Origin of the sequence: Methylobacterium sp. E-016 (assembly GCF_022829745.1) — a bacterium.
Lineage (GTDB): Bacteria > Pseudomonadota > Alphaproteobacteria > Rhizobiales > Beijerinckiaceae > Methylobacterium.
This window is the reverse complement of record NZ_JAKSYF010000014.1, coordinates 1-22,656: the sequence shown is the minus strand read 5'-3', so window position 1 is coordinate 22,656 and position 22,656 is coordinate 1. Positions and strand designations below refer to the sequence as shown.

Genomic DNA, 22,656 nt, shown 5'->3' with positions numbered 1-22,656 from the left:
GACGAGCAGCTGTTGCTGTTGGCCGCAGTCGTATGCAGCGTCGGCATCTACGCCTCATCCGCCATCGCCGCTCATGCGGCGCGTTCGGAAGGCGTAGCTCGGCGCAAATGGGGCATCGTCAGTATCGTCGCCGCCGGCTGTCCGTAACCGTGCTGGCGCGCGAGGAGGTGCCCTTCGCCAAGCGCTTCGGCGAGGCGGTGGGCGCAGCGCTGAAGCAGTACCATGCCGACAACGGCGTCACGTTCGAGACCGGCTCCGTCGTCAGGATCACTGGCATCAGTCGTGTCGAAGCTGTCGAGACGAAGGACGGACGGCGCCTCCCGGCCGACATCGTTCTCGTCGGCGCAGGTGCAGATCCGGAAAGCAGCCTGATCGCGGACGTCGACCCCGGCGAGGGCGGCGGTCTCGAGGTCGGCGGGGACCTCAAGCTCGCGGACGGCGTCTGGATCGCAGGCGATATCTCCGCTTTCCCGGAGAGGGCGAGCGGCGAGACCGCACGGATCGAGCATTGGCGTCTCGCGCAGCAGCACGGCACCCATGTGGCCCATGCCATCCTGGACCGAAGCGGCGTGTTCGCAGGTGCTCCATTCTTCTGGAGCAACCAGGGCGACAAGCGGCTCGATTACGGTGGATACGCCAAAGGTTTCGACCGGATCATCGTTCAGGGCGACCCCTCCGCCCTCGACTTCATCGCCTATTACGTCACCGGCGACAGAGTGACCGCCGCCTGCAGCATCCGCCGCAACAGTGCCTTCACCGCCTTCCTGCACTTGCTCGGCCTCGGAAGTCTTCCCTCGGCGGCCGAGATCGAGGCCGGGGCGGACCTGCCCACCCTTGCGCGCGAGGCTGCCTAGCGGCTGTCCGGCAACCGATCGCGAACCGCGGCAAGGTCAGGCGCTAGGTTCAGGGATCAAGCCGCCGGGTCGGCGTGGCGCCGGCCCTCCGTTCTTTCGTGCCGCGCGGACCGCCGCGCCCCCAGGGCATCGGCGGTCGGATGCCCTCCGGCGTTCACGACCGATCGGAATGGGCGAATAGCCGACATGCGTCGCATTCCGCGCTCACGTCCAGTTTCTCGGGTCTGCGTTCCAAGAGTAGACTTGCGGAAACCTAGCCGCCTCGGACGTTCCGCTCTCGACCCTTCCGGACCCTGGGGAGGTCCGCTTCTCGGTAGCTTGGTGGAGGATGACCTACGTCCAGGTCGAAAGGATTGGGGGTTGATCCGCTTCGGGGAACCCAAGCCATGAAGCGGACCTTCGTTCGGGCAACGACTTTCGGCAGGTAGACTTCGGCGAGGTTTGGCCGGGCGGTCAGACCAGCCGTGCGCCGCCGTCGATGTGGAGGGTCTCGCCGTTCATGAAGCCGTTGCTCATGAGGAAGACGACCGCTGCACCAGCCTCCTCCGCCGTGCCGAGACGACGCTGGGGGAGCTTCTCGGTGAGGGCGGCGACGTAGGCGTCGCGATGCGTGCCCAGCGTACGGGAGAGAAGCGGCGTGTCCGTGGTGCCGGGTGAGAGCGTATTCACGCGTATCGGCGCGAGTTCCAGCGCCAGACCCCGGGCAAAAGCCTCCATCGCGGCCGAGGCGGCGGCGAGCACTGCCGTTCCCTGGGCGCTCGGGCGATCCGCCAGCGCTCCCGAGATGAAGGTCACGGAGCCATCGGAAGCGAGGCGTTCACCGAGCGTCCGTAGGGTATGGACGGCCGCCCAGATCCGCTCGTCGAAGGCGCGCTTCAGGTACTCGACCTCGGCATCCAGGACCTTGCCGGCGACGAAGGTGCCGGCGAGGAGGACGAGGTGGTCCACGTGCGGGATGTCCGCGAGGGCCTGTGCGATGGTCTCGGGCTTGGTCACGTCGGCCGCACGCCAGCCATTGAAGCCGTTCTCCGTCGCGACCCGCTCCGCGCCCTCAGGGTTGAACCCGACGACGATGACCTTGGCGCCCGCGGCCTTGGCCTGGATCGCGGAGGCCAAACCGATGCCGGAGGTGCCACCGAAGATGACGACGGTGCGATCTTGAAGGGTGGAAGCCGCAAGCGAGCTGATGTCGTTCATGGTCCTGATCCTCGTGCTCGGGGCGTCGATCGCCGGGGACCAAAACCTAGATCTTCGCTTTGGGCTTGATAATTCTGCCGCGTGGCGGTTCAGTTACGCCATGACGGCACAAATGGGGCTCGACCGGCTCACCGGCCTCATCGCATTCGCTCGTGCCGGCTCGCTGGGGAGCTATACCGCGGCAGCGCGCGCGCTCTCGATCTCGCCCTCCGCGGTGAGCAAAAGCGTCCAGCGCCTAGAGCAGCATCTTGGTCTGCGCCTCTTCCACCGAACCACCCGGTCGCTCACGCTCACTTCGGAAGGACGCGACCTGCACGAGCGAGCGCTTCGCCTGCTACGCGATGCCGAGGAGATCGAGCAGATGGCGGTGGCGGCCCGCTCGGAACCGGCCGGGACCCTGAAAGTCACGGCGCCGTTGCCGGTAGGCCTGCACCTGATTGCTCCGACACTGCCCCGTTTCCGTCAGCGCTACCCGAAGCTGATGGTGGACCTGCGCCTCGGCGATGGCTTTGCCGACCTGATCGCGGACGGCATCGACGTCGCCATCCGCGTCGGGGATCTCGGAGACAGCCGACTGATCGCTCGAACGCTGGCGCCACACCGTGTCTGCGCATTCGCATCCCCGGCCTATTTGGTCCGGCGCGGAACCCCACGGCATCCGGACGAACTCGTGGACCACGACTGCGTGAACTTTCGCTTCCAGAGCACTGGCCAAGCGCTACGCTGGCCTTTTCGAGCCGGGGATCGCATCCTGGAGATCGTACCCAACGCCGGCATCGTCACCGACAACAGCGACGCCGTTGCATCCGCTCTCGTCGCGGGTGGCGGCATCGGCATCTCGCCGACCTATCTGGCGGCTCCCTTGGTCGAACGCGGCGAACTCATCCCGATCTTGCATGAGTATTCCGTGGACCGCCATGCAATGATCGCCCTGTGGCCGGAGAGCCGCCGGGGGAATCCGAACGTGAAGGCGTTCCTGACCTTGCTCGGCGAAATCTTTCGAACCCCGGCGCCCTGGGACGTGACAGTGGCGGCTCATGTGGGCCGCATGTCCCAGGATCGTGTTGGTAAGCCCGTCTAAGCTCGATGGCGACCGAGCTCGAAGGCTGACGGCAAGGCCATCGCGCTCGATAGCGATCCACTTGCGGGGAGCCTTCGCCGGACGCGAAGCGACCGGCTCGAGTCGCTGACGGAACGTCTTCTTCCGGAAGCAAGATCAAGGTTCGGTTGCCTCTTCATGAAGCATCACGGGGTGATGGTCCTGGGGCCGACCATCGCGGAAGCCTGGGACGACCTCTACGATCTCGAGCGGGCTGCCGAGGTGCAGACCCTGGCGCTCTCGACCGGGCGCCAGGTCATCCCCGTGGATCCCGCGATCGCCGAAGCCACGGCCCGCCAGATGCGCGCCGGCGATCCCGAATCCGCCCGCCTGCCCCTGTCCGCGATCCGGAGAATCCTGGATCGGGAGGAGCCGGCGTACCGGGACTGACGCGGCGGAAGGAACGAAGGCACGGCCGGCGGCGGATCCATCCGTCCCAAGCGCCGGGGCAGCCCGATGGGAGTTGCGATGTCCGACAGAGGCGCCGACGCGGTCCGCTGGCTCGAAGCACGGGAGGCCGCGATGCTGGCCCTGCTCGCGGTTCTCGTGAACATCGATCCCAATTCCTACGAGGAGGCCGGCGCCGATGCCGTCGGTGCCCGGATCGGCGGGTTTCTCGCCGAGCATGGTGTGTCCGTCGCCACGATCCCGATCGCAGGATACGGCGATGCGCTGAAGGCCCACGTGGCCGGGCGCGGAGGCGCCAATCGGCCGGTGGTGCTGATGGGGCACCGCGACACGGTGTTCCCGACCGGCGAGGCCGCGCGGCGGCCGTTCCGGGTCTCGAATGGTCGCGCCTACGGCCCGGGCGTCGCCGACATGAAGGCCTGGCTCGTGATGAACGCCTTCCGCCTCGCCGCCTTCCAACGGGTGGGCGGGGCACCGTCTCCGCTCGTCGGCCTGTTCACCAGCGACGAGGAGACCGCGTCGCCGGCCTGCCGCCCGATCATCGAGGAGACGACGAGCGGCGCGCGCGCGGTGCTGAATTCGGAGCCGGGGCGTCCGTCGGGCGATGTGGTGACGGGCCGCAAGGGCGGCGTGTTCATGGCGTCGACGGTGCATGGCAAGGCTGTCCATTCCGGCGCCGACCCCGCGGGCGGGACCAGCGCCATCGGCGAACTCGCCCACAAGACGATCGCGCTGCATGCGATCACCGACCTCGAACGCGGCACCACCGTGAACGTCGGACTCGTCTCGGGCGGCCAGTCGGTCAACACGGTCGCGCCGCTCGCCACCTGCGAGATCGACCTGCGCTACGTCCGCCCGGAGGATCGCGAAGCAGCCATGGCACGCATCGCGGCGATCGTAACCGAGGCCATGCTTCCCGGCACCTCGGCCGCTTTGACGATCCGGGGGGAATTCCTGCCGCTGCAGGATGCGGCCTCGCGCGCCCTGTTCGAGGCCTATGCCGGAGCGAGCGTGCGCTACGGCGCGACGGTCTCGGGCGCGTTCACGGGCGGCTGCGCCGATTCCGGATTCACCGCCAGCGTCGGCTGCCCGACTCTCCGTGCGGTCGGCCCCGTCGGCGGCCGGGCCCATTCCCCGGAGGAGTACCGGGAAATGGAGAGCCTCGTCCCGCGTGCCCGCGCGCTGGCCGTGACGATCATGGGAGCCTAGCGGCCGCGCCTGTCGGGCCGGCGATCGGCCGGCCTGGACTACCCAAGATCGAGGTGGCCTCGCCGATGATCGTGGCCCGCCACGGCGCGCCTCAGGAGTCCGACCAGAAGGTCCTGATCCTTAGGGGCGAGCGCCGAGATCGTCAGGGCATGGGCCTCGTGGGCGGCGTGCTCCATCGCCGCGTGGAGCGCTTTGCCCTCCGCGGTGATGCGACAGACCTGCGCCCGGCGATCCGCCAAGGAGGTCGACCGGCTGACCAGCCCGCGGGTGGCGAGCCGCTTCAACGCGCCCGTCGTGGTCGTGCGGTCAAGCGCAACGGCGTTGGCCAGCGTCGTCTGGTCGGCCTCCTCGAGGTCCCGCAGAAGCGACAGCAGGCTGTATTGCAGCGGTGTGATCCGAAACGCAGCGCAGCGCTCGGAAAACAGGCTTACGTGGATCTGGTGGAGGCGCCGCGCGAGGAAGCCGGGGCGCTCGGTCAGCGGCCAGGTGCGTGCGGCGGCCGCCGCGGCATCTGTCTCCTCGCGGTCGCCGGCCCTGTCGTCGGCAATCCTGTCGTCCATCGCAATCCATCCTCCGAACCAGTCTGGCACGCGGACTGCATACCGACAATTACGAAGCACACTTCGCTTTTCGATACACCAGAGCGTCGGCCTGACCGGCGCTCCGACGATGAGGCAGTCCCATGGACGATCCCCGTTTCGATCTGCTCCTGCGCGGCGGACGCGTGATCTGCCCGGTCTCCGGCATCGACGGCATCCGAGACGTGGCGATCCGAGACGGGCGCATCGCGGCGGTCGCCGAGTCCGTCGTCCCGTCGGCAGCGACCGAGGTGATCGACGTCTCCGGCAAGTTGGTGCTGCCGGGCATGATCGACACCCACGGCCACGTCTACCAGTACGTCACCGGCCGCTTCGGTTTGCCGCCCGACATGGTCGGCGTGCGCTCCGGCGTGACCACGGTGATCGATCAGGGCGGCCCCTCCTGCATGACACTGCCGGGCTTCCGCCACTTCGTCGCGGAGAAAGCCGAGACGCGGGTCTACGCCTTCCTCTCCGCCTACCTCGTGGGCGGCCTCGAAGGGCACTTCTACCCGAACCTCTACAGCCCCGACGGCGTCGACATCGAGGCGACGGTCAAGTCGGCCACCGAGAACCGCGACCTCGTGCGCGGCATCAAGGGCCATGCCGAGATCGGGGGGTTCGCCCGCTGGGGCATCAAGGTCATGGAGATGGCCGCCGAGATCAGCCGCCGCTCCGACCTGCCGCTCTACGTGCATTTCGGTCAGCTCTGGGGCCTGCCCGAGAGCGGTGCCAATGGCGAGGATGCCAATACCATCATGGAGCGGGTGATCCCGCTGCTGCGCCCCGGCGACTTTCTCGCCCACCCCTTCACCCGGCATCCGGGCGGCTTCATCAACGAGGACGGCGTCGTCCACCCAATCATCCGCGCGGCAATGGATGCGGGCCTGCGGGTCGACGTCGGCCATGGCAGCCACTTCTCCTACCGGGTCGCCCGCGCCTCCCTGCCGGCGGGCGTGATGCCCTACACCCTCGGTGCCGACATGCACGGCTACAACACCGAGGTGCCGAAGCCCGCCGGCACCCCCGACGAGCACCACGACGACGAGAACCATCCCTTCCTCGGTCAGGCGCGCTTCAGCCTGACCCAAGCGATGAGCTCGATGATGGCGCTCGGCCTCTCCCTGGAGCAGGTCGTGCCGATGGTGACCTCGCACCCGGCGGAGATGCTGGGCCTGTCCGACCGGATCGGCGCGCTGACACCGGGATTCTCCGCCGACGTGTCGGTGCTCCACGACCATCGCGGCCGCTTTCTCCTGCGCGACAACGAGGACACGCAGGTCATCGCACAGCGCTTGCTCCAGCCGGCCTTCTGCCTGCGCGCGGGCAAGCGCTTCGACGCGGATTCACCGATCCTGCCGCAGGCGATCGCGGCGTGACGGCGCGCCCGATCCTCGGTGAGGGCGTCGGCGCCCGCCTGCCGCGCAAGGAAGACGACCGCCTGATGCGCGGGCGCGGCCAGTATGTAGGCGACATCCGCATGCCGAAGATGCAGGACGTGGCCTTCGTACGAAGCCCCCTGGCGCATGCCCGCATCCGGGCGATCCACGTGCCGGAGGGCTATCGCGACCGGGTGTTCACCGCGGCCGATCTCGACGGCGTGCAGCCGATCCGCGCGGTCTCGGGGCTGCCGGGCTTCAAGGTCTCGGAGCAGCCGGTGCTGGCCACGGGCAAGGTGCGGCAAGTCGGCGAGCTGCTGGCGTTCTGCGTCGCGCCGACGCGGGCCGAGGCCGAGGACATCGCCGCCTCGGTCGTCCTCGACCTGGAGGAGCTTCCGGCCGTCCATGACATGCTCGCCGCCCGCGAACCGGCTTCGGCGCTCGTCCACGAGCACTGGGGCGACAACGTCTTCCTGGAGACGCAGGTCGACGTGAACTTCGCCGCTGCGCTCGATGCGCCGATCCAGGTCTCGCGCACGATCTCCACCGCCCGCCAGTGCATGGCTCCGCTCGAGGGGCGCGGCGCGGTGGTGCATCTCGATCATCGCATGGACCAGCTTGTGGTCCACTCCGCCAGCCAGATGCCGCACATCGTGCGCAACGGCCTCAGCGAGTGCCTCGGGATCGAGCAGGGCCGCATCCGCATCGTCGCGCCCGATGTCGGCGGCGGCTTCGGCTACAAGGGCATTCTGCTCGCGGAGGAGATCTGCCTCGCATGGCTCGCCTTGCGCTGCGGCCATCCTGTGCGCTGGCTAGAGGACCGGCGCGAGCACCTCACCGCCAACGCCAATTGCCGCGAGCACCATTACCGCATCACCGCCTATGCCGACCGCGACGGAACGCTTCGCGGCATCGACTGCGAGGCCACCGTCGATTCCGGAGCGTACTCCGCCTATCCGTTCTCGGCCTGCCTGGAGGCGGCGCAGGTCGCGAGCATCCTGCCCGGCCCCTACGACTTCCCGAGCTACCGCTGCCGCACGTGGTCGGTGGCGACGAACAAGTGCCCGATCCTGCCCTATCGCGGGGTGGCGCGTACCGGCGTCTGCTTCGCGCTGGAACTCGTCCTTGACGCGGTGGCCCGCGAAGCCGGCATCGAGCCGTGGGTGGTGCGCGCGAAGAACCTCGTGCGGCACGAGCAGATGCCTTTCGACAACATCACGAACAAGCACTTCGACAGCGGCGACTATCCGAAGGCGCTCGCCCGCGCGCTCGACGCCGTCGATCTGCCGGCCCTGCGCGCCCGGCAGGCCGCGGGCGAGGCGGACGGGCGCCGGGTCGGCCTCGGCCTGTCGATCTACTGCGAGCAGGCGGCGCACGGCACCTCGGTCTATTCGGGCTGGGGCATTCCGATGGTGCCGGGCCACGAGCAAGCCGGCGCCCGACTGACCCCGGACGGGGGCCTCGAACTGCGCATCGGCGCCCATTCCCACGGCCAGGGCCTCGAGACGACGCTCGCCCAGGTCGCCCACGAGATCCTGGGCGTGCCCGTCGCGAGAACCCGTCTCGTCCACGGCGACACCGCAATGACGCCCTATTCCACCGGCTCCTGGGGTTCGCGGGTGATGGTGATGGCTGGCGGCGCGGTGGCCACCGCCTGCCGGGAACTGGCCGACCGGGCGCTCGCCATCGGCGCGCACCTGCTCCAGACCGAGCCTGTGAATTGTAGGTTCGCGGCCGGACGGGTGATCGGCCCGACGGGCGACGTGTCGCTCGAAGAGATCGCCCGCACCTGGTACCGGCGGCCGCAGGATCTCGCGCCCGACGTGAACCCGGGCGGCCTCGAGGTTACCGCCGGCTACAAGCCACAGCGCGATTCCGGCACCTTCTCCTACGCCGCGCACGCGGTGGTGGTCGCCGTCGATCCAGACCTCGGCGCGGTCGAGATCTTGGACTATGTCATCGTCGAGGATGGCGGCGTGCTGGTGAACCCGCTGGTGGTCGACGGCCAGATCTGCGGCGGGCTCGCGCAAGGCATCGGCACAGCGCTCTACGAGGAGATGGCCTTCGACGACCGCGGTCAGCCCCTCGCCTCGACCTTCGCGGACTATCTCCTGCCCGGCGCCGCCGAGGTGCCCGATCCCCGGATCGACCACATGGAGACGCCCTCCCCCTACACGCAGTTCGGCGTGAAAGGCATCGGCGAGGGCGGCGCCATCGCGCCGCCTGCGGCCCTCGCCAACGCGATCAACGATGCGCTCGGGCCGCTGGGCGTCGAGATGCTGCGGTCGCCGATGAGCCAGCGCCGCATCGTCGAAGCCGTGCTCGCCGCCCGCCATCGGACGGCCGTCGGCGCAAGGGCCGCCGCATGAAGGCCGCCCGCTTCGCCTACGAACGTCCCGCAGACCTCGCTGCGCTCCTCGAGCGGCTCGCCGAGGCCGACGGCTCGGTCAAGCTGATCGCCGGCGGCCAGTCTCTCGGGCCGATGCTGAACCTGCGGCTCGTCGAGCCCGACCGGGTCTTCGACGTGACCGGTGTTCCCGAGTTGCGGCGGGCGAACCTCGACGGCACGACCCTGGTGCTTGGCGCGTGCGTCACGCACGCCGACATCGAGGACGGACGGGTGCCGGACGTGACCGGCGGCGCCATGGCGCGCGTCGCCTCTGCCATCGCCTATCGTCCCGTGCGCAACCGCGGCACCGTCGGCGGCAGCCTCGTCCACGCCGACCCCGCCGCCGACTGGGTCACGGCGCTGATCGCGCTTCGGGCCGAGGTCGAGCTGGTCTCGCGGTCCGGGCGCAGGCGCCTCGCCCTCGACGCCTTCGTCCGCGGCGCCCTCGACGTGGCTCTGGAGCCCGGCGAGATGCTGGTCGCCGTGCGGATCCCCGCGATCCCGCAAGGCTCCGCCTGGGGCTACGTCAAGCACTGTTCGAAGATCGGCGAGTTCGCCCACGCCATCGGCGCCGTCCTGATCGACCGACAAGCCGGACATGGACGGGTGGTGATCGGCGCGATCGAGCGGGCGCCGCTCCTGCTGGCCGACGCCCGCCCGCTCTTCGGCGGCCGCATCGGCGCGGATTTCTCGGACCGCTTCGATGCGAGGGCGGCCGACGACGCCCTGCGAGAGGCGGGTATGTCCGAGGCGATCGACCGCCACGTCCACGTCACCGTGCTCGCCCGCGCCGTGGCGCAGGCGGCACGTCCCGCACCCCTACGCCTGACGGAGGCCGCATGAGCACGGCGGCGCTTGCCCGCGACGACCGGATGCCGCTGGCGCTCACGGTGAACGGCCGTGCCGTTCGCACCGAGGCCGAGCCGCGCACGCACCTGGCCGATCTACTGCGCGACACCCTCGACCTCACCGGTACCCATCTCGGCTGCGAGCACGGCGTTTGCGGCGCCTGCACGGTGCTGCTCGACGGCGAGCCGGCCCGCGCTTGCCTGACCCTCGGCGGCGCCTGCGAAGGCAGCGTCGTCACCACCATCGAGGGCCTCGACGACGATCCGATCGCCGCCGAACTGCGCGCCGCGTTCAACCGCGAACACGCGCTTCAGTGCGGCTACTGCACCCCCGGGATGCTGGTCGCCGCCCGCGACCTCGTCATCCGCCTGCCCGAGCCCGACGAGCGGCGCATCCGCGCCGGGCTTTCGGGCAACCTCTGCCGCTGCACCGGCTACGCCGGCATCGTCCGGGCCGTGCGCGCGGTGATCGCCGAGCGCCGGGTGAGGGGCATTCCCGCCGCGGCGCATGGCGGGGCGGATGCCGTGCGCGCGCTCGGGCCTGTCGGCGCCAGGACCGGGACGACCGCCGCCGCAGGAGCGACGACCGCCGCCGCCCGCCCATCGGTCGCGGCACCCGCCGCGATCCTCGATGTCGCGGACGACTTCGAGCCCGCACATGGCTTCGCGCAGACCTTCGCAGTCGCCCATGCCCCCGAGGCTGTGTTCGCCCTGTTCGGGGATGTGGAGGCCGTCGCCGCCTGCTTGCCGGGCGCCATACTGTTGGGCACACCGCGGCCGGATGCGGTGGAGGGCGCGCTTCAAGTACGGATCGGGCCGATCACAGCGCGCTTCGCGGGTCGGGCGCGGATCTGGCGCGACGTGCCCGCCCGCACCGGCCGGATCCTGGGGGCGGGCAGCGACGCGGGCGGACGCTCCGCCACCGAGGGCGAGATCCGGTATCGGGTGGAACCCGGCGAGGCCCCCGGCACGGCGCGGGTGGTGCTCGCTGTCGGCTACACCCTGAAGGGGCCGCTGGCGCAGTTTGGCCGCCCCGGGCTCGTGCGCGACCTTGCGGGGCGGCTCACGGCCGACTTCGCGCGCAACCTTGAGGCCCGGCTGTCCGGCGCGGCGCCCGCACCGCCGGCCGACCTCCATCCGATCCGCCTGATCCTCGGCCTGCTGCTCGATCCGCTGCGCCGGCGGTTCGCCGCGTGGCGCGGGCCGCGGCCCTGACCTTCGCCAATCGCCCCATGACGTCCCGGAGATCGACATGACCCGCAAGACCCTCGCGCCCGCCCTGACACACGCCCTGGCCTTAACGCTGGTCCTCGCATCGAGCACGGCCTACGCGCAGGCGATCCGCATCGGTGTCAACGAGCCGCTCACCGGAGCGTTCGCGGCGTCCGGCACCTACGTGGTCAACGGCGCGAAGATCGCAGCCGACGAGATCAACGCCAAGGGCGGCGTGCTCGGGCGCAAGATCGAACTCGTGATCGAGGACAACAAGAGCAACCCCACCGAGGCCGCGGCAGTGGCCGAGAAGCTGATCACCAGCGATAAGACCCCGGTGCTGATGGGCGCTTGGGGCTCCAGCCTGACGCTGGCCGTGATGCCCAAGCTCGCCGACTACGAGACGGCGATGCTGGTGGAGACCTCTTCGTCCGGCAAGATCACCACGTCCGGCAACCCGTACGTCTTTCGCATCTCGCCGCCCTCGTCCCTGGAGGCCGAGACGTTTGCGCCGATGGTCGCCAAGCTTGGGCTGAAGAAGGTCGACTTCCTTATCCTGAACAACGATTTCGGCCGTGGGGCCGCGGCCGATTTCGGCACGATGCTCAAGGGCAAGGGCGTCGCCGTCGGACTCGTCGAGACCATGGATCAGGGGGCGCAGGACATGAGTGCCCAGCTGTCCAAGCTGAAGGCCTCCGACAGCGATACCATCATGATCACCAGCGCCGTCGACCAGCTGGTGCTGATCTTCAAGCAGATGGCCGCGCTCGGCCTCAAGAAGCGGGTCATCACCACCGGCGGATCGCAGAACCCGGACCAGATCATCGCACAGGCCGGCAGCGCCGCCGACGGCACGATGCACCTGACGACCTTCCTGCCCTGGTTCCCCGAGAAGACCCCGAACCCGCAGGCCACCGCCTACTTCATCGGCGAATGGAACAAGCGCGGCTTCCAGTTCGCCGGCGTCACCGAGAGTTTTCGCGGGTACGACGGCATCCGAGCGATCGCGCAGGCGATCGAGAAGGCGGGGTCCGCCGAGCCCGCCGCGATCACCAAGGCGTTCTGGTCGGTCGACTTCACCGGGCTCAACGGCCCGATCCGCTTCATCAAGGCCGGCCCCGCCGGCAAGGAGAGCGGGCAGAGCAAGCCCGACGTCTACCTGATCGAGATCCGGGACGGGAAGGTCGCGGTTCCGACCCTCTGACGCCGCCAGCCCGATCGATCCCGGCCGGCACCGAGCCCGGCCGGGCCCGCCCGCGACGGACAGGGATTGCCCGATGGCCGAATTCTACCAGCACCTCCTCAACACCCTGGTCCTCGGGGGCACCTATGCGCTCCTCGGGATCGGGCTGACGCTGATCTTCGGGATCATGAACGTCGTGAACTTCACCCACGGGGCGCTCTACACGGTGGGGGCCTACCTCACCTACCTCGCGGTGGCCGCGCTCGGACTGAACTTCTTCCTGGCGCTGCCGGCGGCGATCCTCGGGGGCCTCGTCCTCGGGGCCGCGATCGAGCTCGTGCTGCTGCGGCCGTTGCGCGGCTCCGACATCGACACGACGATGCTGGTGATGATCGGGGCCGGCATCGTGCTGCAATCGGGAACGCTCTGGCTGTTCGGCGGCGTCGCCAAGGCGATCCCGACGCCGTTTCCAGAGGCACCGCTTCAGATCGGGCCGGTTTCCGTCTCGTGGCTCCGCCTGTTCGTCCTCGGCGCGGCGCTGACGCTGATCGTGCTCACCTACGTCCTGATCAACCGCACCCGGCTCGGGCTCGCCATGCGAGCGGCCTTCCAGGACCACGACACCGCCGCCCTGATGGGGGTCAACGTGCGGCTGATCTACACCGCGACCTTCGCCATAGGGTCGAGCCTCGCCGCCGCCGCGGGCGCGCTCCTCGGCCCCGTATACGTGGTGTTTCCGCAGATGGGCGGGATGGCCGAGCTGAAGGCCTTCGCCATCGTCATCCTCGGCGGCCTCGGCAACATCACCGGCGCCGCGATCGGCGGCTTCATCCTGGCGCTCGCCGAGGAACTCGGCGCCGGCTACATCTCCTCGGGCTATCGCGACGCGATGGGCTTCCTGATCATCATCGCGGTGCTGGTGTTCAAGCCGACCGGGCTGTTCGCCAAGGCGGAGCGCATCGGATGACCCGGCTCGCCCCCCTCGCCGTCCTTGCGGGCCTCGGCCTGCTGCCGCTGGCGCTCGGCACCAACCCGTATCTCCTCAACGCGATGATCACGACCGGCATCCTAATCATCGCGGCCATGAGCCTGAACCTGCTGCTCGGCTTCACCGGGCAGCTCAGCCTCGGGCACATCGCGTTCTTCGGCATCGGCGCCTACGTCAGTGCCCTGACGAGCCTCGGGTTCGACGTCGACCTCGGCTTCGGCCTGCGCGTCGTGCACGCGCCCTGGCCGGCAGCGATCGGCTTTCCCCTGGCGATCCTGGCGGCGGGCGCGTGCGGCTGGCTCGTGGGGCGGCTGTCGTTCCGGGTGCGCGGCGCCTACTTCGTCATCGTCACGATCTCGTTCGCCGAAGTCGTGCGGCTCGTAGCGCTGAACTGGGTCGAGCTGACCCAGGGGCCGCTCGCGCTCACCGGCATCCCGGCCTTCACCCTCGGCCTGCCGGGGCTCGGCACCTGGACCCTGAAGACCAAGCTGCAGAACTACTACCTCGTCCTCGCGGTCGGTACGCTCTGCTACCTGATCGTCGCCCGCCTCGTCGGCTCGCGTTTCGGCCGGGCGATGCGTGGGCTCAAGGAGAACGAGTCGCTCGCGCTCTCGGTCGGCATCGACGCGACCCGCACGCTCACCATCGCCGCGGTGATCTCGGCGGGAATGGCGGGCGCCGCCGGCAGCCTCTACGCGCACTATCTGCGCATCATCGACCCGGACGTGTTCCAGTTCTCCACCACCGTCACGATGGTGATCATGGTGGTCGGCGGCGGCAAGGGCACCCTGCTCGGGCCGATCATTGGTGGGGTGATCTTCGGGATGCTGCCGGTGGCGCTCCGCCCCGTGATGGCGCCCGAAGCGCAGTGGATGGTCTACGGCCTCGTCCTCATCGCGATCCTGTTCGTGGTACCGAAGGGCATCGTGCCGGGACTGGCCGGTCTCGTCCGCCGGCGCGCCGGGCCGGCCCCCGCCCCGCTCGCCGCCGAGGTGCACCCATGAGCGCGCCGCTCCTGGCGATCGACCATGTCGGGGTGCGCTTCGGCGGCCTCGTGGCCATCGCCGACCTGCACTTCGACGTCCATCCGGGCGAGATCGTCAGCCTGATCGGCCCGAACGGGGCCGGGAAGACCACTGCCTTCAACGTGATGACCGGCTTCCTGAAGCCGAGCCGCGGGCAGGTGCGCTTCCGCGGCACCCCGCTCGGCGGCCTCCAGCCCCACGAGATCGTCCGGCTTGGGCTTGCGCGCACGTTCCAGCGCACCAGCGTGTTTCCCGACGACACCGTGTTCGACAACGTGATGATCGGCCTGCACCGACGTGGGGCGTCCGGGGACCATCCGAGGCTGCTCGACACCCTGCTCGGGCGAGACGGCGCCGCGGAGCGGGCCTCGCGGGGGCGGGCACTCGAACTGCTCGATCGGGTCGGCCTCGCCGCGCGCGCCGGCGAGAAGGCGGGCGCGCTCGCCTATGGCGAGCAGCGCCTCGTCGGCGTAGCGTTGGCGCTAGCCAGCAACCCGACGATGCTGCTCCTCGACGAGCCGGTCTCGGGCATGAACGCCTCCGAGACCCAGGTCTTCGTCCGCCTGATCCGCGGCATCCGCGACGACGGCATCACGATCCTGCTGGTGGAACACGACATGCCGATGGTCATGGCGGTCTCCGACCGCATCGCCGTGCTGAACCACGGACGCCTGATCGCGCAAGGGCCGCCAGCGGCGATCCGCACCGATCCGGCGGTGATCGAAGCCTATCTCGGCCAGGGCAGTGCGGCCCGCGAGGCCGCCCACCGAGCCGCCGCGGTACGGGAGACGAGCGATGCTTGAGATCCGCGACCTCGTCTGCGGCTACGGACACGTGACGGCGCTGAAAGGTCTCACGATCGAGGTCCGGGCTGGGCAGCTCGTGGCACTGGTCGGCGCCAACGGGGCCGGCAAGTCGACGACGTTGCGCGCCGTCTCGGGCCTCGTCCCCGCCCGCTCGGGTTCGATCCGCCTGGAGGGCCGCGACATTACCGGAGCCGACCCGCGCCGCGTGCTCGGCCATGGGATCGCGCATTGCCCCGAGGGGCGCCGGGTCTTCCCGCAGATGAGCGTCGCCGAGAACCTCGCGATGGGTGCCTATCTCCGGCGAGACAAGGGCGGCATCGCCGCCGACCTCGCCCGGATCTACGGCGAGTTCCCGCGTCTCGCCGAGCGCCGGGCGCAGGCGGCCGGAACCCTTTCGGGGGGCGAGCAGCAGATGCTGGCGATCGGCCGGGCGCTGATGGCGCGGCCCAAGCTCGTCCTGTTCGACGAACCGTCCCTGGGGCTCGCCCCGAACATCGTCGAGCGGATGTTCTCGGTGATCCGCGCGATCTGCGATGCCGGGACGACGGTCCTGCTCGTCGAGCAGAACGCCTTCGCGGCCTTGGAACTCTGCGACTACGCCTACTTGTTGGAGACCGGCCGCATCGTGCTCGCGGGCAAGGGCGCCGACCTGATCGCCGATCCGCACGTTCGCGACGCCTACCTCGGTGGCTGAGCCGGAGCGGCCCGTGCGGTTGCACCTCGGTCCTCTCGACATTTTCGACGGGCCGGCGCCGACGCCGATTCTCGTGCGGGGGCATCACCTGATCCTCATGCGGGACGGCGAAAGGCTCGTCGCGGCGGAGCGGGCTTGTCCTCACGAAGGCGCCGACCTGTCGCTCGGGCGCTGCGCGGCGGGCCGGATCCATTGTCCGAGGCACTTGGCCTCCTTCGACCTCAGGTCGGGAAAGGTCTCTCCGGGCTGGTCTTTCCGTGCGCTTCGCCTCTATCGCGTAGATCAGTCACTTGATGGATTCTGGATAACTATCGATCCGACCTGAAGCATGGAATGAACGACGCGAATCCATCGAAATGGAAACGCGCCGGACGGTCGGGGCATCCTCGGCCTTCAATCGCGCAGGCGTTCCGCGAGATGCCGTCGTTGCGCCCGATGCTTTCGACACGCCCGCCGACGCCCAGGCTTGGAATGAAGCATCCTTCACGGCGGCGGGCCCGCGAGCGATCCGGCGTCATGATGGAGACGTGGGTCGCGACTGCCTCGTGGGGGCCGATCAATGTCGATATGCCGAGCCGTCGTCCGATGCTGGCGTGAACGACGCTTGAGCCGTTCGGTCCCACGGCGCCGTCAATGGCGGCGGCCCCCACCCGGCACTCATCCGATCCGTTTCCCGGCCTATATGAGCTGGCTTCAAGGCCCTTCATCCCTGGGCGACATCGAACCAAGCGTTAGGAGAGAGCCATGCGTGCCGTCACCTACACCGAAGGTTCACCAATCGCGGCGCCGGGCGCGCTTGTGGACACGACCTTCGCCGATCCCGTCCCCACCGGCCGCGACCTGCTCGTGCGCGTCCACGCCGTCTCCGTGAACCCGATCGATACCAAGGTGCGGCAGGGGGTCTATCAGCAGGCCTGCACGCCGAAGATTCTCGGCTGGGATGCGGCCGGAATCGTCACGGCCGTCGGTCCCGAGGCGCGCCTGTTCAAGCCCGGCGACGCGGTGTTCTATGCCGGTGCCCTCGATAGACCTGGCAGCAACGCTACCCTGCAATGCGTGGACGAGCGCCTGGTCGGGCGGAAGCCCGACACCCTGGGCTTCTCGGCCGCCGCCGCATTGCCGCTCACAGCGCTGACCGCCTGGGAGATGTTGTTCGACCGTCTCGACGTCTCCAAGCCAGTGCCCGGCGCCGCGACTGCGCTCCTGATCATAGGCGGCGCGGGTGGCGTTGGGTCGATCGCGATTCAGCTCGCCCGGCAGCTTACCGAACTGACGGTGATCGCTACCGCGTCGCGCCCCGAGACCGCACAATGGTGCCGGGATCTCGGCGCCCACCACATCGTCGACCATTCCAAGCCGCTCGCCGCCGAGGTAGCGGCCCTGGGTCTGGTCAGCGTACCGGGCTTCGTGTTTGCGACGACAGGGACCGATGCGCATCTGCCTCAGATCATTCAACTGCTTGCGCCGCAGGGGCGGCTCGGCCTGATCGACGATCCTGCAACCCTCGACGTGATGCCGCTCAAGCCAAAGAGCCTGTCGCTTCACTGGGAGCTGATGTTCACCCGCTCGCTGTTCGGAACGGCAGACATGGAGCGGCAGCACGAGATCCTCACCGAGGTCTCCCGCCTGATCGACGCGGGAAAACTCCACAGCACGCTCAATGAGTCGTTCGGACCTCTCAATGCCACCAACCTCGCGCGGGCTCATGCACTGATCGAGAGCGGTCGCGCGAAGGGCAAAGTCGTTCTGGAAGGCTTCGACGATTAAGCTGGCCTGCCCCTGAAAAGTGGTCCTCCCTGAGCGATGTAGGGGATTCATCATGGGTCGGAAGCAGCATACGGCTGGAGAAATCGTCGCGAAGTTGCGTCAGGTGGATGTCCTGGGGTTGCAAGGCCGCAAGGTTGCCGAAGCAATCCGGTCGATCGAGATAACGGAGGTCACGGACTGTCGACGCGCCGGTCGCTGGCGATCTCGGCGCTGTCGCTGGCCAACAGCGCCAACCAGGGCATCCTCCAGCTCCTGCGCTGAGCCGGGTCGGGCCAGCGCGGCCGTACCGCCGCGCTGGCTGCCACGTGGGAAGGCGCCCGAAGCGGTCGGGCGGCGCAACACACGCCGGTGCGCCGATAGTGTTGAATTCGTCTGTCAGGAGGTCGTCATCACCGTCAAGGCGCCACGCGAAGTCCCGACGCCTAACCACCGCCTAGCCACGTGCTCCCGCGAACCCGGCCGGAAGTCCGCGTGATGTCCCGGTTGGCGCAGCACAGCACCAGCATGTCCGAGCGTCTGCATCGGAAGCCGAGGCAAGCCGGGTATGTCAGCCGGGCCGAGTCGGATCCGGAATGACCGTTCGGGGTGGGAAACGTCTGGCTGCTTTCAGTCGCGTCCGGTCCTCAAGCAGACATTGATCTTGCGGTTGTAGCATGGCGGCTGCTTCACGCCGCCTTCCGCGGGGTTTGCTCTCTCATAAAAGCCAGGGCCTGCTCGGGCGTCATCGGCTTGCCGAACAGGAAACCCTGAACCTCCGTGCATCCCGTTTGGGTCACCAGGGCAAGTTGATCCTCAGTCTCGACACCCTCGGCGGTGATCGCGGTCCCAAGACGTTCGCCGATGCTGACCACGGCGCGGACGATGGCCTGCGCGTCGGGGTCGTCGATCTCGCGTACGAACGACCGGTCGATCTTGATCTTGTCGAACGGGAAGCGCCGAAGGTAGCTCAGGCTGGAGTACCCCGTCCCGAAATCGTCCAGGGCGATGCGGACGCCGAGGGACCGAAGCCTATGCAGGCAGGCGATGACCGCGTCGCCATCCTGGATCATCAGACTCTCTGTGATCTCCAGTTCGAGCCTGTTGGCCGCGAGACCGGAGACCGCAAGGGCGTTCGCAACGGCCGCTTCAAGGCCGGGCTGCTGGAACTGGACCGCCGAGACGTTGACGGCGATGCGCGCCTGGATCGGCCACGACGCGGCGAAGCGACAGGCCTCTTCCAGAGCCCAGGTCCCGAGGGGAACCACCAGGCCGGTCTCCTCTGCGATCGGGATGAATTCGGCCGGCGAGACCATCCCGCGGATCGGATGCGGCCAGCGCATCAAGGCCTCGAAGCCACGGACCTGCCCGTCCGTCAGTGCGACGACGGGTTGGTAATACAGCCGAAACTCCGCCTTGCGATGGGCGAGATGCATGTCGAACTCAAGCTTGTTCCTGTCCTCCAGGGCTTCGTCCATTCCCTTGGTGTAGACCTGGGAGCTGTTCCGTCCGGCCCCCTTGGCCCGGTAGAGGGCGAGGTCGGCATGGCGATGCAGGAGATCTACCTCCAGTCCATGTTCCGGTGCGAGCGCGATCCCGATGCTCGCGCCGATGGTCACCACCTGGCTGCCGAGATGGATCGGTTGGCCGATGGCGTCGATGACGGTCCGTGCGAGCGCCTGCGCGGTCTCAAGCCCGACCCCCGGCAGGATGATCGCGAACTCGTCCCCGCCGAGGCGCGCGATGACGCCCTCATTCCCGACGGAGTCCCTCAAACGGTCGGCGACGACGCGTAGGAGCCTGTCCCCGGCATGGTGTCCGAGCGTGTCGTTGACGGTCTTGAAGCGGTCGAGGTCGAGGCAGAGCAGCGCGGCTTGACCGTTTCCGAGATCCGCGAGGGATCTTTCGAGCGTCGCGTGGAAGACCACCCGATTGGGTAGGTCGGTGAGGTTGTCGTGACTCGCGACGTGGGCGATGCGCGCCTCGGAGACTTTTCGATCCGTGATGTCGATCTGGAGGCCGACGCAGCGGACGGGCTCGCCGGCCGCGTCGTCGAGCATGCGACCGAAAGACTGCATCCATCGCGGTTCGGCCGGGACCGCAGGATTGGCAATGCGGAACTCGCAGCTGTACGTGGTCCGATCGGCTATGGCGCGCTTTACCTCGTCCCAGACCTTAGGAAGGTCGTCGGGATGGACCTGCACCTTCCAATCGGCCAGCGGGATCTCCATCGCGTCCTGGCCGACCGGTACCGGAAGGTTGTGCATGCGGGCGCTCATCGATGAAAGCCGGACGACGTCGTCGCGCATGTCCCACTCCCAGATGCCCGCCTCGGCCGCCTCCTGGGCGAGACGCAGGAGGTCTCCGGTCGCCTTCAGCGCGGTCTGTGCCGCGATGATGTGGTCGATATCGAGCGCCGTACCGAGCCACTCGATCACCTCTCCGCTGCGCTTCAGCGGGATCATGACGATCCGGTGCCAGCGGTAGTCGCCGTCATGCCGCCTGAGGCGACCTTCGAGTTCGAAAGCCTGCTTGCCCGAGACCGCGGCCTCCCAGGCGCTCGACATGCGGTCGACGTCACCCGGATGATTGCGGCTGTGGGCCCGGCCGCGCGAACCGTCGGCCTCGCCGTAGTAGGCACGGAAGCTCGCGTTCCGGTAGGCGGTGACGCGGTCCTCGGGCGAGACGGTCCACACCATCTGCGGCAGGGCATCGGCGAGTGAGGCGTAGCGGGATCGGGCGTCGCGCAACGCATCATCGGTATCCGCCAGCGTCGCCGCCACGCGGCGATGCTCGGTACGATCCTGGTAGACGCGCAGGTTCGCGGTCACGACCTCGGCCAGGTCGCTGAGCTGGCGGCCCTGCTCGCTCGAGAAGCGTCGCGGCTCGGTGTCGATGATGCAGAGTGATCCGACGCGGATGCCGGACCTCAGGATCAGCGGTGCGCCGGCATAGAAGCGGATGCCCGGCTCCCCCGTGACCAGGGGGTTCGACTTGAACCGGGCATCGTCACGGGCATCCTCGACGATGAGGACCTCGTCGGCCTGGATGGTATGGTTGCAGAATGCGACGTCCCGGGACGTTGCGTCGTGGCTCAGCCCGCAGCGCGCCTTGAACCACTGGCGGTCTTCGTCGAGGAGCGAGACCAGGGCAATCGGCATTCCGAACAAGACCTGCGCCGTACGGCAGATCGCATCGAACTGGGTCTCCGGTGCGGTATCAAGGATGTTCAGGTCACGCAGGGCGGCAAGGCGCTCGGCCTCATTGGAAGATCGCAACAAGGGGGTGTTCATCAGCGTGAACTCCAGGATCGGGCGATCCACCATTTTTGAAACCAACATTTACGCGATGTCTCGCTCACGGCGGCTTAATCGATCCTTAATCCTGCCTGGATCGCTGCCGACAATTGTACGCCGAGAACAGACCTATCCCCGAGCCACAGCCCTCTTGAGCCCGCCTGCGAACGAAAGGTGCCAGCGGCGGCTTAACCCCTTCACGCTCAGGGACATTCGCGGGATCTTCGTCGAGCGAACAGGGCGTCGTTTCGATCGGGGCTGGCTTCGTCGGAGAGCCACATGTTTTCTTACCCGGCGTGAAGGGGATGATACTGGTCTCAGTATCCGCTAGGGGAAGAAGGAAGATAAGTCTCTTCTAAGACACCTTGCTCGTTCCTCCGCCGCATTCTCGTCGACGTCGCCATCGCTCACGAAATATCGCTTGCGGTACACCAGCTCCTTGATCGCTTCCTGACTGTGTCCAAGCTCTGGATCTGCCCATGCTGGTAGGGCTCCTGGACCAAATCGGCACTGATCCAGAGCGTGATGTCGCTCACACGCATCGTCACGCGATCCGGCAGGATGTCCCAGGCCTCCTGAACGAAACGCCGATAGCGATCGAATGACTGCACCCGGCCGAGGCACTTCTTTTCCGGTTCGAACGCGGCCGCGGACGGGCGAACGGTCATTGCTGGGTTCGCTGCTGCAAGGACGGCAGTTGGCCGAATGACCGCTTTCGGGCCCGGCGCGAGCAGCCTTGGGCGGCGAGTTTGGGTCGACGGTGGAACATCCGCTTCGGGACGAAGGCCCAAAGTCTGGTCGCCAGCCCAAACGCCCCTCGTGAATGGGTACCAAGCGTCAGGTTTCGCCTACGAGGTCCGTCGACGGGGTTGGCGCTCAGCAACCTCGAGCGGACGAGCCGCGTATTCGAACCCGGTCCAGGGATCGCGCTGTAATGCGGACAGGCGCCCCAGCAGGCTTGTAACGTCGAAGCGCGCCCCGGAGCCGAGCGACGGAAGTTCGTTCCAATCGATGGGAACGGATACGGGCGCCCCGGGGCGCGCCCGGGTGGAGAAGGCCGCGACGGCGGTCGCGCCTTGCTGGTTGCGCAGGTAGTCCACGTAAATCCGTCCCTCCCTGGCCTTCCTCGACACGGTCGCGACGAAGCTGTCGGGGACGTCCTTCGCCATCTCGGATGCGATGCGCTTCGCGAAGGCCTTGGCCTCGTCCCAGCCGACCTTCGGCTCGATCGGCACGATGACGTGCAGCCCCTTGCCGCCGGTGGTCTTCACGAAGCTGGCGAGGCCCGAGGCCGACATCCGCTCGCGCACCTCCAGCGCGCCGGCGACGAGATCGTCCCACGCGACGCCGTCGCCCGGATCCAGGTCGAACACCAGCCGGTCCGGCCGATTCGGGTCCGAGACCGTCGCCCCCCATGGATGGATCTCCAGCACGCTCGACTGGACGAGGGCGCGAAGGCCATCCCGATCCCGGATCACGACGGTGTTCTCCCCGTCCACGGACCGGATATGGCGGTCGTCGAGACCGGCCCAGGCGTGTTTCTGGTAGAAGCAGGATCCGAGGCCATCCGGGCACCGGAGAAGCGATAGCGGCCGGTCGACGACGTGCGGCAGGATTCGGGTAACCGGGGCAGATCACCGGGCGGTCATGCTGTTGCGGCGTTTCTGACAAGGTCCGGCAGGGGCGGGACGGTTGCGCTGTCTGGGATGCCGAGGCGATCGCCGAGGTATCGGAAGAACGAGACGTCG

The 22,656-nt window shown here is 68.3% G+C and carries 20 protein-coding genes and 1 pseudogene; 16 read left to right on the top strand and 5 right to left on the bottom strand.

Going from position 1 to position 22,656, the window contains the following annotated elements:
* The first annotated feature begins 149 nt into the window (after positions 1-149).
* The gene (locus MKK68_RS00835) at positions 150-854 is read left to right on the top strand and encodes an FAD-dependent oxidoreductase (RefSeq protein ID WP_244027628.1); all 705 of its coding nucleotides are present in this window, start codon (positions 150-152) and stop codon (positions 852-854) included.
* A 453-nt stretch (positions 855-1,307) separates the two neighbouring features.
* Here MKK68_RS00835 and MKK68_RS00830 read toward each other — a convergent pair whose 3' ends face one another.
* Complete coding sequence (locus MKK68_RS00830; RefSeq protein WP_147727619.1) at positions 1,308-2,051, bottom strand: SDR family oxidoreductase; 744 nt, start codon at positions 2,049-2,051, stop codon at positions 1,308-1,310.
* A gap of 100 nt (positions 2,052-2,151) precedes the next feature.
* Here MKK68_RS00830 and MKK68_RS00825 point away from each other — a divergent pair, with 100 nt between their 5' ends.
* From MKK68_RS00825 to MKK68_RS00815, 3 genes are all read left to right on the top strand, one after another.
* Positions 2,152-3,132, top strand: coding sequence for a LysR family transcriptional regulator (locus MKK68_RS00825; protein WP_244027632.1), 981 nt, complete (start codon positions 2,152-2,154; stop codon positions 3,130-3,132).
* Positions 3,133-3,237: 105 nt separating this feature from the next.
* Positions 3,238-3,540, top strand: coding sequence for a class II aldolase/adducin family protein (locus MKK68_RS00820; RefSeq protein WP_279603949.1), 303 nt, complete (start codon positions 3,238-3,240; stop codon positions 3,538-3,540).
* A gap of 78 nt (positions 3,541-3,618) precedes the next feature.
* On the top strand, positions 3,619-4,767 hold the full coding sequence (locus MKK68_RS00815) for a M20 family metallopeptidase (protein ID WP_244027626.1): 1,149 nt from the start codon (positions 3,619-3,621) through the stop codon (positions 4,765-4,767).
* 38 nt (positions 4,768-4,805) lie between these two features.
* Here MKK68_RS00815 and MKK68_RS00810 read toward each other — a convergent pair whose 3' ends face one another.
* Positions 4,806-5,327, bottom strand: a complete 522-nt coding sequence (locus MKK68_RS00810; RefSeq protein WP_147727621.1) for a MarR family winged helix-turn-helix transcriptional regulator — start codon at positions 5,325-5,327, stop codon at positions 4,806-4,808.
* Between the two features lie 122 nt (positions 5,328-5,449).
* Between MKK68_RS00810 and MKK68_RS00805 the strand changes: the two genes are divergently transcribed.
* The 12 genes and pseudogenes from MKK68_RS00805 to MKK68_RS00750 form a co-directional block, all read left to right on the top strand.
* Positions 5,450-6,724: an amidohydrolase/deacetylase family metallohydrolase gene (locus MKK68_RS00805; protein WP_244027624.1), complete on the top strand. Its 1,275-nt coding sequence runs from the start codon at positions 5,450-5,452 to the stop codon at positions 6,722-6,724.
* 65 nt (positions 6,725-6,789) lie between these two features.
* A complete protein-coding gene (locus MKK68_RS00800) occupies positions 6,790-9,093 on the top strand; it encodes a xanthine dehydrogenase family protein molybdopterin-binding subunit (RefSeq protein ID WP_147840981.1) in 2,304 nt (767 codons plus the stop codon).
* Positions 9,090-9,956, top strand: a complete 867-nt coding sequence (locus MKK68_RS00795; RefSeq protein WP_147725169.1) for an FAD binding domain-containing protein — start codon at positions 9,090-9,092, stop codon at positions 9,954-9,956. The genes MKK68_RS00800 and MKK68_RS00795 overlap by 4 nt, the downstream gene beginning before the upstream one ends.
* Positions 9,953-11,176 carry a xanthine dehydrogenase family Fe-S subunit gene (locus MKK68_RS00790; RefSeq protein ID WP_244027622.1) on the top strand — a complete coding sequence of 408 codons (1,224 nt, stop codon included), beginning with the start codon at positions 9,953-9,955 and terminating at the stop codon, positions 11,174-11,176. Before MKK68_RS00795 ends, MKK68_RS00790 begins: the two co-directional genes overlap by 4 nt.
* A gap of 37 nt (positions 11,177-11,213) precedes the next feature.
* Positions 11,214-12,377 carry an ABC transporter substrate-binding protein gene (locus tag MKK68_RS00785; protein WP_244027620.1) on the top strand — a complete coding sequence of 388 codons (1,164 nt, stop codon included), beginning with the start codon at positions 11,214-11,216 and terminating at the stop codon, positions 12,375-12,377.
* A 73-nt stretch (positions 12,378-12,450) separates the two neighbouring features.
* A complete protein-coding gene (locus tag MKK68_RS00780; protein ID WP_147725164.1) occupies positions 12,451-13,323 on the top strand; it encodes a branched-chain amino acid ABC transporter permease in 873 nt (290 codons plus the stop codon).
* Positions 13,320-14,348 carry a branched-chain amino acid ABC transporter permease gene (locus MKK68_RS00775; RefSeq protein ID WP_244027618.1) on the top strand — a complete coding sequence of 343 codons (1,029 nt, stop codon included), beginning with the start codon at positions 13,320-13,322 and terminating at the stop codon, positions 14,346-14,348. The genes MKK68_RS00780 and MKK68_RS00775 overlap by 4 nt, the downstream gene beginning before the upstream one ends.
* Positions 14,345-15,172, top strand: a complete 828-nt coding sequence (locus MKK68_RS00770; protein ID WP_244027616.1) for an ABC transporter ATP-binding protein — start codon at positions 14,345-14,347, stop codon at positions 15,170-15,172. The genes MKK68_RS00775 and MKK68_RS00770 overlap by 4 nt, the downstream gene beginning before the upstream one ends.
* Positions 15,165-15,869, top strand: coding sequence for an ABC transporter ATP-binding protein (locus MKK68_RS00765; RefSeq protein ID WP_244027614.1), 705 nt, complete (start codon positions 15,165-15,167; stop codon positions 15,867-15,869). The genes MKK68_RS00770 and MKK68_RS00765 overlap by 8 nt, the downstream gene beginning before the upstream one ends.
* On the top strand, positions 15,862-16,194 hold the full coding sequence (locus MKK68_RS00760) for a Rieske (2Fe-2S) protein (RefSeq protein WP_313899206.1): 333 nt from the start codon (positions 15,862-15,864) through the stop codon (positions 16,192-16,194). The genes MKK68_RS00765 and MKK68_RS00760 overlap by 8 nt, the downstream gene beginning before the upstream one ends.
* A 419-nt stretch (positions 16,195-16,613) precedes the next feature.
* Positions 16,614-17,636, top strand: coding sequence for a zinc-binding alcohol dehydrogenase family protein (locus MKK68_RS00755; RefSeq protein WP_147725152.1), 1,023 nt, complete (start codon positions 16,614-16,616; stop codon positions 17,634-17,636).
* Between the two features lie 52 nt (positions 17,637-17,688).
* Positions 17,689-17,841, top strand: a pseudogene (locus MKK68_RS00750) (IS3 family transposase); the annotation flags it as partial.
* Between the two features lie 460 nt (positions 17,842-18,301).
* Here MKK68_RS00750 and MKK68_RS00745 read toward each other — a convergent pair.
* The 3 genes from MKK68_RS00745 to ligD form a co-directional block, all read right to left on the bottom strand.
* A complete protein-coding gene (locus MKK68_RS00745) occupies positions 18,302-20,953 on the bottom strand; it encodes an EAL domain-containing protein (protein ID WP_244027612.1) in 2,652 nt (883 codons plus the stop codon).
* A 362-nt stretch (positions 20,954-21,315) separates the two neighbouring features.
* Positions 21,316-21,576 carry a hypothetical protein gene (locus MKK68_RS00740; RefSeq protein ID WP_244027610.1) on the bottom strand — a complete coding sequence of 87 codons (261 nt, stop codon included), beginning with the start codon at positions 21,574-21,576 and terminating at the stop codon, positions 21,316-21,318.
* A 180-nt stretch (positions 21,577-21,756) separates the two neighbouring features.
* Entirely contained in the window at positions 21,757-22,521 is a 765-nt protein-coding gene (gene ligD / locus MKK68_RS00735; protein ID WP_244027630.1) for a non-homologous end-joining DNA ligase, read from the bottom strand.
* Positions 22,522-22,656 lie beyond the last annotated feature (135 nt).

Excerpts from the sequence above, each read along its gene's own strand:
- MKK68_RS00755 (WP_147725152.1), top strand. The coding sequence starts at position 16,614 with ATGCGTGCCGTCACCTACACCGAAGGTTCACCAATCGCGGCGCCGGGC.
- MKK68_RS00790 (WP_244027622.1), top strand. The coding sequence starts at position 9,953 with ATGAGCACGGCGGCGCTTGCCCGCGACGACCGGATGCCGCTGGCGCTC.
- MKK68_RS00810 (WP_147727621.1), bottom strand. The coding sequence starts at position 5,327 with ATGGACGACAGGATTGCCGACGACAGGGCCGGCGACCGCGAGGAGACA.
- MKK68_RS00770 (WP_244027616.1), top strand. The coding sequence starts at position 14,345 with ATGAGCGCGCCGCTCCTGGCGATCGACCATGTCGGGGTGCGCTTCGGC.
- MKK68_RS00825 (WP_244027632.1), top strand. The coding sequence starts at position 2,152 with ATGACGGCACAAATGGGGCTCGACCGGCTCACCGGCCTCATCGCATTC.
- MKK68_RS00775 (WP_244027618.1), top strand. The coding sequence starts at position 13,320 with ATGACCCGGCTCGCCCCCCTCGCCGTCCTTGCGGGCCTCGGCCTGCTG.
- MKK68_RS00815 (WP_244027626.1), top strand. The coding sequence starts at position 3,619 with ATGTCCGACAGAGGCGCCGACGCGGTCCGCTGGCTCGAAGCACGGGAG.
- MKK68_RS00745 (WP_244027612.1), bottom strand. The coding sequence starts at position 20,953 with ATGTTGGTTTCAAAAATGGTGGATCGCCCGATCCTGGAGTTCACGCTG.
- MKK68_RS00795 (WP_147725169.1), top strand. The coding sequence starts at position 9,090 with ATGAAGGCCGCCCGCTTCGCCTACGAACGTCCCGCAGACCTCGCTGCG.
- MKK68_RS00740 (WP_244027610.1), bottom strand. The coding sequence starts at position 21,576 with ATGACCGTTCGCCCGTCCGCGGCCGCGTTCGAACCGGAAAAGAAGTGC.
- MKK68_RS00800 (WP_147840981.1), top strand. The coding sequence starts at position 6,790 with ATGCGCGGGCGCGGCCAGTATGTAGGCGACATCCGCATGCCGAAGATG.
- MKK68_RS00780 (WP_147725164.1), top strand. The coding sequence starts at position 12,451 with ATGGCCGAATTCTACCAGCACCTCCTCAACACCCTGGTCCTCGGGGGC.
- MKK68_RS00785 (WP_244027620.1), top strand. The coding sequence starts at position 11,214 with ATGACCCGCAAGACCCTCGCGCCCGCCCTGACACACGCCCTGGCCTTA.
- MKK68_RS00805 (WP_244027624.1), top strand. The coding sequence starts at position 5,450 with ATGGACGATCCCCGTTTCGATCTGCTCCTGCGCGGCGGACGCGTGATC.
- MKK68_RS00830 (WP_147727619.1), bottom strand. The coding sequence starts at position 2,051 with ATGAACGACATCAGCTCGCTTGCGGCTTCCACCCTTCAAGATCGCACC.
- MKK68_RS00765 (WP_244027614.1), top strand. The coding sequence starts at position 15,165 with ATGCTTGAGATCCGCGACCTCGTCTGCGGCTACGGACACGTGACGGCG.